8 protein-coding genes are annotated in these 12702 nt (G+C 70.1%); 3 read left to right on the top strand and 5 right to left on the bottom strand.

Annotation, left to right across the window (positions count from 1 at the left end):
* The first annotated feature begins 76 nt into the window (after positions 1 to 76).
* Positions 77 to 1516, top strand: coding sequence for an NADP-dependent phosphogluconate dehydrogenase (gndA, locus tag C6376_RS23640; protein WP_107445263.1), 1440 nt, complete (start codon positions 77 to 79; stop codon positions 1514 to 1516).
* Positions 1517 to 2238: 722 nt separating this feature from the next.
* Here the strand turns inward: gndA and C6376_RS23630 are convergent.
* The 4 genes from C6376_RS23630 to C6376_RS23615 form a co-directional block, all read right to left on the bottom strand.
* Positions 2239 to 2586: a GNAT family N-acetyltransferase gene (locus C6376_RS23630; protein WP_107445261.1), complete on the bottom strand. Its 348-nt coding sequence runs from the start codon at positions 2584 to 2586 to the stop codon at positions 2239 to 2241.
* A 39-nt stretch (positions 2587 to 2625) separates the two neighbouring features.
* Positions 2626 to 3045 (bottom strand): aspartate 1-decarboxylase, encoded by a 420-nt coding sequence (panD, locus tag C6376_RS23625; RefSeq protein ID WP_107445260.1) that lies wholly within the window; start codon positions 3043 to 3045, stop codon positions 2626 to 2628.
* Positions 3046 to 3367: 322 nt separating this feature from the next.
* A complete protein-coding gene (locus C6376_RS23620; protein WP_107449135.1) occupies positions 3368 to 4684 on the bottom strand; it encodes an RICIN domain-containing protein in 1317 nt (438 codons plus the stop codon).
* 100 nt (positions 4685 to 4784) lie between these two features.
* A complete protein-coding gene (locus C6376_RS23615) occupies positions 4785 to 6215 on the bottom strand; it encodes an endo-1,4-beta-xylanase (RefSeq protein WP_107445259.1) in 1431 nt (476 codons plus the stop codon).
* A gap of 684 nt (positions 6216 to 6899) precedes the next feature.
* Between C6376_RS23615 and C6376_RS23610 the strand changes: the two genes are divergently transcribed.
* Complete coding sequence (locus C6376_RS23610) at positions 6900 to 8369, top strand: non-reducing end alpha-L-arabinofuranosidase family hydrolase (protein ID WP_107445258.1); 1470 nt, start codon at positions 6900 to 6902, stop codon at positions 8367 to 8369.
* A 360-nt stretch (positions 8370 to 8729) separates the two neighbouring features.
* Positions 8730 to 10433 carry a TROVE domain-containing protein gene (locus C6376_RS23605; RefSeq protein WP_107445257.1) on the top strand — a complete coding sequence of 568 codons (1704 nt, stop codon included), beginning with the start codon at positions 8730 to 8732 and terminating at the stop codon, positions 10431 to 10433.
* A 189-nt stretch (positions 10434 to 10622) separates the two neighbouring features.
* On the opposite strand, the gene C6376_RS23600 is transcribed toward C6376_RS23605, so the two are convergent.
* Positions 10623 to 12260, bottom strand: a complete 1638-nt coding sequence (locus C6376_RS23600) for a ricin-type beta-trefoil lectin domain protein (RefSeq protein ID WP_107445256.1) — start codon at positions 12258 to 12260, stop codon at positions 10623 to 10625.
* Positions 12261 to 12702: the final 442 nt, after the last annotated feature.

The following is a 12702-nucleotide window of genomic DNA, read 5'->3' as shown; positions in this document are numbered from 1 at the left end:
AAACCCGTCAAGATGGACCCGAGGACGACAGGATGACAGCACGCTACCTACGCGCACCTCTGGAGGAGCCACCCGTATGAGCACTTCAGCCCAGATCGGCGTCACGGGACTCGCGGTCATGGGCCGCAATCTCGCCCGCAACTTCGCCCGCAACGGCTACGCGGTCGCGGTGCACAACCGCACGGCGGCACGCACCCACGCGCTGGTCGAGGAGTTCGGTCACGAGGGCGAGTTCGTGGCGGCGGAGACCGCCAAGGATTTCGTCGCGGCGCTGGAACGGCCCCGCCGCCTGGTCGTCATGGTCAAGGCGGGTGAGCCCACCGACGCGGTGATCAGGGAGTTCGCCCCGCTGCTCGAGCCCGGCGACATGATCATCGACGGCGGCAACGCGCACTTCGCCGACACCCGGCGCCGCGAGCGCGAACTGCGCGAGCAGGGGCTCCACTTCGTAGGCGCGGGCATCTCCGGCGGCGAGGAGGGCGCGCTGCACGGGCCGAGCATCATGCCGGGCGGTTCCCCCGAGTCGTACGAGTCGCTGGGCCCGATGCTGGAGAAGATCTCCGCCAAGGCCGCGGACGGGGCGCCCTGCGTCACCCATGTCGGCCCCGACGGCGCCGGCCACTTCGTGAAGATGGTGCACAACGGCATCGAGTACGCCGACATGCAGCTCATCGGCGAGGCCTACCAGTTGCTGCGCGACGTCGCCGGGTACGAGCCCGCGGAAATCGCGGACATCTTCCGCACCTGGAACACGGGACGCCTCGACTCCTACCTGATCGAGATCACCGCCGAGGTGCTGTCCCACGTGGACGCGGCGACCGGCAGGCCGTTCGTCGACGTCGTCGTGGACCAGGCGGAGCAGAAGGGCACCGGCCGCTGGACCGTCCAGATCGCCCTCGATCTCGGGGTTCCGGTGTCGGGCATCGCGGAGGCGGTCTTCGCACGGTCGCTGTCCGGACATGCGGGGCTGCGGGAGGCCTCGCGCGATCTGGCGGGACCGAAGGCGGCCTCGCTGGGCGAGGCGGAGGCGCAGGCCTTCGCCGACCGGGTGGAGCAGGCGCTGTACGCGTCCAAGATCGTGTCGTACACGCAGGGTTTCCACGAGATCGCGGCGGGCAGCGAGGAGTACGGCTGGGACATCGACCTCGGCGCCGTCTCCTCGCTCTGGCGCGGCGGTTGCATCATCCGCGCCGCCTTCCTGGACCGGATCCGGGCCGCGTACGACACCCGGGCCGACCTGCCGAGCCTGCTCTCCGACGCGACGTTCGCCTCGGAGATCGCGGCGGCGCAGGACGCGTGGCGCGAGGTGCTGGTGTCGGCCACGCTGCAGGGTGTTCCCACACCGGGCTTCGCCGCGGCACTGGCCTACTACGACGCCCTGCGGGCGGAGCGGCTGCCGGCGGCGCTCACCCAGGGGCAACGTGACTTCTTCGGAGCGCACACGTACCGGCGGGTGGACCGGGAGGGAGCGTTCCACACGCTGTGGGGCGGGGACCGCTCGGAGGTCGACGCGTAGGCGACGTGCCCGGGAGCGCCCCGGGCACGGCCCGCCGGGCGGCGGCGGCGAGCGGCGTCGGGGCCGCCCACCGCCGCCGCGTCAGGTCAGGGGCGGCCCTGGTTCCGGGCTGGGGACCGGTTCCGGCCCCGGCGGGATCGGCGACGGCGAGGGGTCCGGCGGCCGCGGAGGCGGCGCCGGATCCGGGCCGGGCGGTTGCGGGCCGGGAGGCGGAGGACCGGGGGGCTGCGGCTCGGGCGTGGGCACGGGGCTCGGGAAGGGATCCGGGAGAACCGGGTCGGGGCCTGGCGTCGGCCCGGGCGGGACGGGGTCGGGGTACGGGTCGGTCATCGTGTCCTCCGGCCGCTTGCGGGGCTTGGCTGTGGAACTACTCCCCCGCGTACCCGGGCCGGCCCCGCCCACTCACCCGGCCGGCCGCACCCGGAGTCGCCCCGGCGTACGGCGAGGGCCAAGCCCGACGGCGACCACGGCCGACGGCGGCCACGCCCTGTGGCGGCCCCGAGCAGAGCGCCCCATCGGGGACCGCGCTCGGCGTAGACCACCGGCGGCGACGCCGCCCACGCCCCGATCGCCGGGACGGCAGGCCACCCGAGTCACGGGCCGCCGGGCTTGTGGACCGCCGAAGGGCCGGACCGCGCGGCTTGTCGGCCGCCGAGGGGCGGGCCGCCGCCGGGCCTGCGGGCCGCCAGAAGTGCGACCCGCACGACCCTGGGCCCCCATGGTCAGAACCGGCCGGGGTGGGCGCGCAGCCAGTCCTTCGCGGCGCTCAGCAGCCCGGGGTCCGCGGCCGGAGCCTCCTCGGGGTGGCGTGCGGCCCACTTCACGACGTACGGGCACAACGGCGCCACCGGGACGCCGTCGCGCGCGGCCAGGGCGTACAGCTCGCGTGCCAGCGACCCCGCGATGCCCTTGCCCTCGTGCGCCGGCTCGACGACGGTGTGCACCGGCACCAGGGCGGCCGCGGGCGACTCGAGGACGAAGTACTCGATACGGCCCACGACTTCACCGCCGTCACCGACGGCTTCGAGGCGGCCCGCCGCCCGGTCGTCACGGATCTCGATGTCGCTCATGGAGCACTCCCGGTGCGGTGACTGCGCTGACTGCTTCGGTCAGACCGACACCGCGTGCGGGCTGCGCTCCTGGTCGGTGCCCGGTACCGGCTCCGACGGGTCGGCTCCCAGGGCCACGATCCGGTTGTCGCGGTCCACGTGCACGATCCGTGGCTCCAGCGCCCGCGCCTCGACGTCGGTCACCTGAGCGTAACTGATGATGATCACCAGGTCTCCGGGGTGCACGAGATGCGCGGCGGCGCCGTTGATGCCGACGACACCGGAGCCGCGCTCCCCTTCGATGACGTACGTCTCCAGCCGCGCCCCGTTGTCGATGTCGACGATGTGCACGAGCTCGCCCGGCAGCAGATCGGCGGCGTCCAACAGGTCGGCGTCGATGGTCACCGATCCCACGTAGTGCAGGTCGGCCTGGGTGACGGTGGCACGGTGGATCTTGGACTTGAACATGGTACGCAGCATTTTCAACTCCTGGAGGACGGCTCCCTGCCTGCTTTCTGCAGGTCAAGGGCGTTCGTCACTGTACAACGCGCGTCGGACCAGAAGATTGTGAGGAACATCGCCGTGCTCTGACGAGAAGGCTCCCTGCCCGCCCGTTCCCGCCGTGGTCCTGTGCGGGATATCGCTCGGCCGACCCGCGCATCAGCCGTGCGGGGCAGCCACCGACGTGGACGGCTCCCGGTTGGAACCTGCTGGCTGCACCGCATCCTCTCGTCGAGGAATCGTCAAGACCGCAGTGGAGCCGGGAGGATCCCGGCTCCACTGCGTGGTGCGTGCGGACGTGTCACTGGAACTGTGTGAAGAACCTCCAGATCTCTGCCTTGGTCCAGGTGGTGACGCCGCTTTCGCCGGAGGAGCCGTCGACCGGACCGGGTATGTGGCCTCCGTCGAACGCGGCCCACTGGACCGGGCAGCCGGCACGGCAGCCCGAGTAGGCGGTGGTGATGTGCGTCCGGCTGCCCGGCGCGGGCTCGCGCGGGCTCTGGGGGGTGCAGCCGTTGTTGCGGACGAACCTGTCGCGCAGGGACCGTCCTTGCGCGATGTTGAGGACGGAGTCGCTGACGCCGTGGATTCCGAAGTAGGCGATGGGCTGGGTCCCGCCGCCGCACCCGCTGATCTCGGCGCCGGAGAAGACCGCGACGGCCCTGAAGACGTTCGCCCGGCTGCAGGCGAGGGAGTAGCTCATGCCGCCGCCCCAGCTGAATCCCGTGGCGAAACGCTGTGCCGGGTTGACGCAGAGCCCGCCCTCGATGCGCCGGATCATGTCGTCGACGAAGGTGACGTCCTCACCGCCCGCATTGGCCCAGCCGTTGCCGAGGCCCTGCGGGGCGACGAGGATCGCGGTGTTGTTCGACTGTTCCTGCTGGCCGTAATAGGACCAGGCGTTCCCGCTGGTGCCGCCCGAGGCGACGTCGCCGGCGGTTCCGCCCCGCCAGTGGAACGCGAAGATCAGTCGGTAGCGGTGGCCGTTGTCGTAGTTGGCGGGGACCCTGAGGATGAAGCTGCGGGTCTTGCCGCCGCTCTGGATCGTGTGCGTACCACTCGCCAGGGTCGGGGCGCTGCCGCATGCGCCGCCACCGCCACCGCCACCGCCATCGGACGACAGCTTGATCATCTGCCACTGCTGATTGGCGCCGCCCCAGTCGGCGTACTGGACGACGTTGCCTCCGTCGGCCGTCGAGGCGCCCTGAACCTCCACCGCCTTGCTGCTTGCGCGGTTGATCAGCCGGATGTGGCCCGCGTCGGAGTCGGCCAGGCGGAACTGCTGGTTGGCCCCGTTGTGGTCGGTCCACTGCTGGATCGCGGCACCGTCGGCGCTCGAGGCTCCGGCCACGTCGAGAACCTTGCCCGAATGCCGCGCCTTGAGCCGGTAGAAGCCGCCGCCGGAGTCCACGAACTGCCACTGCTGGTCGGCTGCGTCGTTGCGCGTCCACTGGCTGACCCGCGCGCCGTCGGCGGTGGGCGCGCCGTTGACGTCCAGCGCCTTGCCGCTGTTGCGGTTGACCAGGACGTACCAGGCGTTGGTGTCCACGGTCGCCGCCTCGGCGGGCGCCGGATTCACCACGGCGAGCATGCCGATCGCGAGCGCCGCCGCCACCAGGGCGGCGACCCGGGACCACCAGCGACGCCTTTGCGGAGGGGCGGGCGAGACCACACCGTAGGTCCTCATCGATTCACCCTTTCGTCCGTGTCGGATCCCATCAGGTGCGGGTCCAGCGTTGGTTGCTGCCGTTCGAGCAGGAGTTGAGCTGGATCAGGGTGCCGTTGGCGGTGCCTCCTGCGACGGTGTCGAGGCAGAGGCCGGACTGGACGCCGACGACGGTCCCGTCGGAGTTGAGGCGCCATTTCTGGTTGTCGCCGCCCCAGCAGCTGTAGATCTGGACTTTGGTGCCGTTGCCGGTCCCGGCGGCGTCCAGGCACTTGTCGCCGTAGACCCTGAGCTCGCCGGCGGTGGTGTACGCCCACTGCTGGTTGGTGCCGTTGTGGCAGTCCCACAGATGGAGCTGGGTGCCGTCGGCGGTGCTGGTACCGGGCACGTCCAGGCAGCGACCCGAGCCGACGCCCTTGATCGTTCCGGATTTCGAAGGGGGCGTGGAGGTACCGCCGTTGAGCGCGTTGAGGACGGTGGTGTAGGCGGGCTTCTTGCTGCCGTTGCCGTTGAACAGCAGGGGCGTGTCCTGCGATCGCCAGGAATCACTGTCGCGCACACCCCACACGGTGATGCCGAGGCAGCGCGGGACGGCCAGGCAGTCGTTGGTCACGTTGGCGTAGGTGGTGCCCGAGGCGCCCTGGATGTCGAGTTCGGTGATGGCCACGTCGACGCCGAGGGCGGCGAAGTTCTGCAGGGTGGTGCGGAAGTTGCCGTTGTAGGGGCTGCCGCTGTTGAAGTGCGACTGGAAGCCGACGCAGTCGATCGGCACGCCGCGCTGCTTGAAGTCCCGGACCATGGAGTACATCGCCTGGGTCTTGGCCCAGGTCCAGTTCTCGACGTTGTAGTCGTTGTAGCAGAGCTTGGCGGACGGGTCGGCGGCGCGCGCGGTGCGGAAGGCGACCTCGATCCAGTCGTTGCCGGTGCGCTGCAGGTTGGAGTCGCGCCGGGCTCCCGAACCGCCGTCCGCGAAGGCCTCGTTCACGACGTCCCACTGAGCCATCTTGCCCTTGTAGTGGGCCAGCACGCCGTTGATGTGGCCGATCATCGCCTGGCGCAGCGCGCTGCCGCTGAGGCTCTGCATCCAGCCGGGCTGCTGGGAGTGCCAGGCCAGGGTGTGGCCGCGCACCTTCTTGCCGTTCTGCACCGCCCAGTTGTAGACGCGGTCACCGGCGGCGAAGTTGAACTGACCCCGCTGTGGTTCGGTGGCGTCGATCTTCATCTCGTTCTCGGCCGTCACCGAGTTGAACTCACGGCCCGCGATCGTCGTGTAGGCCGAGTCGCCCAGCCTGCCCGAGGCGATGGCGGTGCCGAAGTAGCGGCCGCTCTGCGCCGCAGCGGCGCCGAGCGTGTTCTCGGCGGCGTGTGCGGTCGACGGCACGGCCAGTGCGGCGACCACGCCGAGGACGCCGACGACCAGCGCCAACAGCAGGCCGCGGATCTTCCGGCGGACACGTGGTCCGGGAAGGGCGTACGAGCCCATGACTGTTCCTCCAGGGTAGGAATCACGGAAGGACTGAAGCGCAAGGGAAATGCGTCGCCCGCCCCTCTCAGCCGGGCGGGGGGCCCGGGCAGCACGGAATCACCGCACACCACGGACATGGGACCGGGACGATCTCAACCGGCACGGACGGCACCCGGTCGGCCGTCGGGGTGACGTACGGCGGGCGGAACGCGACGGGGGTGGCGCAGGCTTTGGCGCGCGGATCTGTCGTGGAGCTGGTGGTTGATCTGCCGTGCCGCACCTGAGTGCGTTCGACATCTCGAACTGCGACCGGTTCCTCAGGCAGGGAATGATTGAGGTATTGACGATGCATCGTCAATACTCACCGCAGAAAAAGTTTCCGTTTCTTGCTCGAAACTTGCGGAATCCCGGGGCGCCGGACAGGCCCGCCGCACGGCGCCCTCCGCAGCGTTTCCGTCGGCACGACAGCCCGTCAGGCCCGAAACGGAGGCGCTGTTTGTGGACAGATCGGCGAAAGGCCTTGACCGGAGAGCCCTGCATTCCTAGCTTGTGGCGTCAAAGCTTCCGGGAATTCCTCGAAATGTTTCGAGCTTGCTCCTCTCCTCCCGGCACGTCCGCTCCGCGGCCCACCGGGGCCGCCGACCACTGTGACCACCGCGTCACGGAGCACCTCTCCCCCGCTCCCCGAAGGAGGCCCTCCGCATGTGGCTTCGCCCCCCGTCCCCGGTCCGTCTGAAACGGTTACTCGCCGTCCTCGCACCCTTGTTGTTCGTGGCCGGCTTCCTCGGCGCCCAGCCGGCCGACGCGGCGACGGTGGACCCCAACGCCTCGTACGTGCTGATCAACCGCAACAGCGGCAAGGCCCTGGACGTCTACAACATGGCGACCGGCGACGGCGCCCGCATCACCCAGTGGACCAGGAACGATCAGAACCAGCAGCAGTGGCGGTTCGTCGATTCCGGGGGCGGCTACTACCGCATCGTGTCCCGCCACTCGGGCAAGGTCCTGGACGTCCAGAACCGGTCCACCGCGAACGGGGGCGCGATCGTCCAGTGGGCGGACCAGAACGCCACCAACCAGCAGTGGCGGCTGGCCGACAGCCCTGACGGCTACGTGAGGTTGATCGCGCGCCACAGCGACAAGGCCCTCGAAGTACAGGGAGCCTCCACCGCCGACAACGCGAACGTCGTCCAGTACGACGACTGGGGCGGCGCCAACCAGCAGTGGCAGCTCGTCAAGGTCGGCGCGGACGACCCCGGCTCGTGCGCTCTTCCCTCGACGTACCGCTGGACGTCGACGGGCGCGCTGGCTCAGCCCAGGCCGGGGTGGGTCTCACTCAAGGACTTCACCGTCGTCCCCTACAACGGCAGGCAACTCGTCTATGCGACGACGCACGACACGGGGACGCGTTGGGGCTCGATGAACTTCGGCCTGTTCACCAACTGGTCGGACATGGCTTCGGCCGGCCAGAACGGGATGCCGACTTCCACCGTGGCGCCCACGCTCCTCTACTTCGCGCCGAAGAACATCTGGGTGCTCGCCTACCAGTGGGGCGGGACCGCGTTCTCCTACCGGACGTCGAGCGACCCCACCAACCCGAATGGCTGGTCAGCCCAGCAGGTGCTCTTCTCCGGAAGCATCTCCGGCCCCGGAACAGGACCGATCGACCAGACGCTCATCGGTGACGGAACGAACATGTACCTGTTCTTCGCCGGTGACAACGGCAAGATCTACCGGGCCGGTATGCCGATCGGGAACTTCCCGGGCAGCTTCGGCGCGACCTCGACAGTGGTCATGAGCGATACGACGAACAACCTGTTCGAAGCCCCGCAGGTCTACAAGCTGCAGGGCCAGAACCGCTACCTCATGATCGTCGAGGCGATCGGTGCGCAGGGCCGCCGCTACTTCCGCTCGTTCACGGCCACCAGTCTGAACGGCTCATGGACCCCCCAGGCCTCGACCGAGAGCAATCCTTTCGCCGGCCAGGTCAACAGTGGCGCCACATGGACCAACGACATCAGCCACGGCGAACTGATCCGCACCGGCCCCGACCAGACCATGACCGTCGATCCCTGCCACCTGCAACTGCTCTATCAGGGGCGCAGCCCCAACTCCGGCGGCGACTACGGCCTCCTGCCCTACCGTCCGGGTCTGCTGACACTGCAGCGCTGACGGCGGGGCACCGGTCCGGCTCCGACAGGAAACCGCCGGGGCGGGCTCGGCGGAAGGCCGAGCCCGCCCCGGCGAAAAGAGGTCTCACGGCGGAACGTGCAGCACGGGGAGACGCGTTCACGGGCCGGCCTTCCCGGCGGCCGGCGGCCGGCGAGTCGACCCGCCGGCCGCCGGTCAGCGGGGTGCTCGTTAATTCGCGTGCGCCCACTCACCGCACCGGCTAGCGTGCATGTTCGACGCCTTCCGATGCGCTGTGCCCCGGTTACTTCATATCTGACGCGCAACACCAACCCGGTGCCACTACTGATCTCGGAAGGCGTCTCTCCTTCTTTCAGGAACGTCTCCCAAGGGACCTTCTGCATGCCCCATTTCAACCGTCAGCGGGCCAAGTCCGAAGCCAGGAACGAGATCCAGGCCGAAATACCGGGACTGACCGCAGGCGGAGCGACGTCGTCGCTCTCCACCCACGGCCGGTGGCTGCTCCCGCCGTCCGCCACCACACGCACCCCGCGGCATCCGGCCGCCCTCCGGCCGCACAACCGCACCCACCAGGGCGGCGCCGGCTACGCCCGCACCCCGAAGGCGGAACTCTTCCTGCTGGCCATGTCCCACATGGTCGGCCACCACAGCTTCTACGAGGACGCCGTCGCTCGCGACGAGCGCTACGAGCAACTGGTGCGCGCGCTCGCCGTGAGCGACCCCGAGTGGACTCTGGGCCTGCTGGGCTGGCTGCGCACCGAGGCCCACATGCGCACCGCCTCCCTCGTGGGCGCGGCCGAGTTCGTGCGGGCCAGGCTGGACGCGGGGGCCGTCGGTCACTCACGGCAGGCCGTGGCCGCCGTGCTTCAACGGGCGGACGAGCCAGGCGAGTTGCTGGCGTACTGGACAGCGCGGCACGGGCGGGGACTCCCTCAGCCACTGAAGCGCGGGATCGCCGACGCCGTGCGACGTCTCTACACCGGGCGCGCGCTCCTCAAGTACGACACCGCCTCGCGCGCCTACCGCTTCGGCGACGTCATCGAACTCACCCACCCCACTCCCGACCCGCGACGTCCTTGGCAGGGCGACCTGTTCGGCTACGCGATCGACCGCCGCCACCGCCCCGACCGTGCCGTTCCCCCGCCCGGTCAGACGCTGCTCGCCGCACACCGTGAGCTGATGACCGTGCCGGTCGGGGATCGGCGTGCCCTGGTGACCGCGCCGGGCGGCGCAGAGCGGCTGGTCGCGGCCGGGATGACCTGGGAGTCGGTGGCGGGCTGGCTGCAGGGGCCGCTCGACGCGGCGGTGTGGAAGGCCCTGGTCCCCTCGATGGGGGCGATGGCCCTCGTGCGCAACCTGCGCAACCTCGACCTGGCCGGCGTGAGCGACGAGGTCGCCGCCGAGGTGGCCGCGCGGATCTCCGACCCGGACGAGGTGCGCCGCTCGCGTCAGTTCCCGTTCCGCTATCTGGCCGCCCACCGCAACACGCCTTCCCGCCGCTGGGAGGACGCTCTGGAGGCAGCCCTCGGGCACTCCCTCGCCAACGTCCCCGAACTGACCGGCCGCACGCTGGTCCTGGTGGACCGGTCGGGCTCGATGTTCGACCTGCCCAGCGAGCACACCCAGCTCAACCGGGCCGACACCGCGGCCGTCTTCGGTACGGCGGTGGCCCTGCGGGCCGAGCAGGCCGACCTGGTGGAGTTCGGGTCCGACAGCCGTCGCGTCGAACTCACCCCGGGTGAGCCGGTACTGCGCGTCCTGGACCGCTTCCACGACCTCGGCGGCACCAACACGGCCGCGGCGCTCAACCGGCACTACGACCGTCACGACCGGGTGGTCCTGGTGACCGACGAACAGACCGGGGCGACTCAGTGGTCCAACCCGTTGCAGAAGGTCCCCTTCCACATCCCCGTCTACACCTGGAACCTGGCCGGCTACGCCCCGGCCCACGCCCCGGCCGGGCCGCATCGCCACACCTTCGGCGGCCTGAGCGACGCCGCGTTCCGGCTGATCCCGCTCATCGAAGCCGGCCGGGACGCGCGGTGGCCGTGGGAGAGAGACACGGTCGACCGCGATCAGACGTGACAGACCCGCGACGCCGACGACCGACCGTCGGACACGGATGGTCCGTGGATGAGGTCACCGTCGTCGTCGCCCGTTCCGAACGCGCGACGCTGCGCGTCGGTGACGTGTTCCTGAAGCACGGATTCGACCCGTTCGCGCCGGGCCGCTCCCTCTTCATCGTGGGAGTCTCCTCTTGGAGCCGCGCGCCGCTCACCCGCGGCTCCACTTCTGGTGGGCCTGGCCGTTGCAGCTCCACAGCACGAGCGGGGTGCCGTCGGCAGTGCCGGCCCGGTCGGCCTCGAGGCACAGCCCGGCGTGGACGTTGCGCACCGATCCGTCGGAGTCGACGGTCCATTTCTGGTTGTCCTGGTCGTTGCAGGGCCAGGTGATGACCCGGGTGCCGTTGACGGTGCCCTGGTTGTAGGCGTCCAGGCACTTGTCGCCGAAGACGCGGATCTCGCCGCCCGCCCATGAGGTCCACAGCTGGTCGGCGGCCGTGTGGCAGTCCCGGATGAGCACCGCGGCCCCGGCGGAGTCGTCCGCGTCCACGCAGCGGCCGGAGCCGTTGCCGCGCAGCCGCGAGGTGGTGGCGGCCGTCGGACTGCCACCGCTGACCCGGAACACGGCCACGCCGTGCGCGGGGACGCTCGCCGAGATCTGCCCGGCCGTGGTCGACGTGCCCCCGGTCCACAGGTCGGTGAGGGTGAACGGCCCGCCCGACAGACCGGCCTGCCCCGCTGTGGTGGTGATCGTCGCCGTGCCCCCTCCCCGGTTGAACAGTCCCACCGTGACCGAACCGTCGGACAGGGGTTTGGCGAACACCTCGGTGCTGCCGTCGTCGCGCACCCGGCGCCCGCCCGCGCCCAGCCGGTCCTGGTTCACCGCCAGCAGTCGCGGATTGCGCAGGATCGCGCTCACGTCGGCCGACATGGTGCGGATGTCGTTGCCGGCCATGAGCGGTGCCGCCAGCAGCGACCAGAGGGCGAAGTGCGAGCGGGACTCGGTCAGCGACAGGCCGGGACGGCCGACGACCAGCATGTCGGGGTCGTTCCAGTGTCCCGGGCCGGACTGGGCCGCCAGCGGCGCGGTGACGTCCAGCACGTTGCCGACGCCCATCGGATAGCTGTTGGTGTTCCCGTTCTGCCAGATGTCGAGCAGGTCCTCGGTCGTCCGCCACAGGTCGGCGACCTGGCCCCAGTCGTGGGCCGCGCCGGTGATGGCGTGAAAGCTGTTGGGGTTGATGCTGTAGACGATGGGCCGCCCTGTGGCGCGCAGGGCGTCGCGCATGACCGTGAACCGCGCGACCTGCTCGTCCAACGTGCCGCTGGAGGAACACCAGTCGTACTTGAGGTAGTCCACTCCCCACGAGGCGAACGTGGCGGCGTCCCGGGCCTCGTGCCCCCGGCTGCCGGTGGAGCCCGGGTAGGCCCCGGTGGACTGCGCGCAGGTCCGTTCGCCCGGTACCTGGTAGATGCCGAACTTCAGACCCTTGCCGTGGATGTAGTCCCCGAGCGCCTTCATGCCACCGGGGAACTTCGACGGGCTCGCCCGCAGGTTTCCCGCCGCGTCGCGCTGCGGGTCGAACCAGCAGTCGTCGACCACCACGTACCGGTAGCCCGCGTCCCGCATGCCCGACGACGCCATCGCGTCGGCGGCCTCGCGTACGCGGGCCTCGGTGATCCCGCACCCGAAGCTGTTCCAGCTGTTCCAGCCCAGCGGCGGCGTGAGCGCCGGGCTGCCGGGCGCGGCGGAGGCGGTGGAGTGCGCGGAAGCCGTCACGGACGCGGTGACCGTGAGCACGGCCGCCGCGAGGAGGCGGAGGAGGCGTCCGCCTGATCGTCTGGGCACCGAGGATTCCTTTCCCGGAAGGCATCACGGGCGATGAAACGTACCGAATGTCAGGCACATGACATTGCTCGAAGCCGAGGAGCAACGGTTCGAAAGTTCGCGTTCCGTTCGGAAAGCAGGGATGCCAGGGATACTAGGGGGACGGGCAAACATGTCAACACCTTCCGCCACGCCACCCCACCATCCGGCCATTCACGCGCCAGGAAAGCGGCGCATCCACACCATCCGGGCATACAGCCTGCGATGACATGGGATGGATCGCTTCGAATGTTTCGAAGCCTGAGACGATTCATGCGAGAAGGATTGACGGACTCCCTCGACTCCCCAATCATCCTGAATGCTCGCCAGCCGATCCCGGTTCGACATCCCGAACCAACGGCATGCGCTCCACGCTCACCGACAGGGCACCTCCGGACACTCCAGCCGCCCGCGGCTCGGCCGC

This window comes from Streptomyces sp. P3 (assembly GCF_003032475.1).
GTDB lineage: Bacteria > Actinomycetota > Actinomycetes > Streptomycetales > Streptomycetaceae > Streptomyces.
This window is presented reverse-complemented; position numbering and strand designations above follow the sequence as displayed.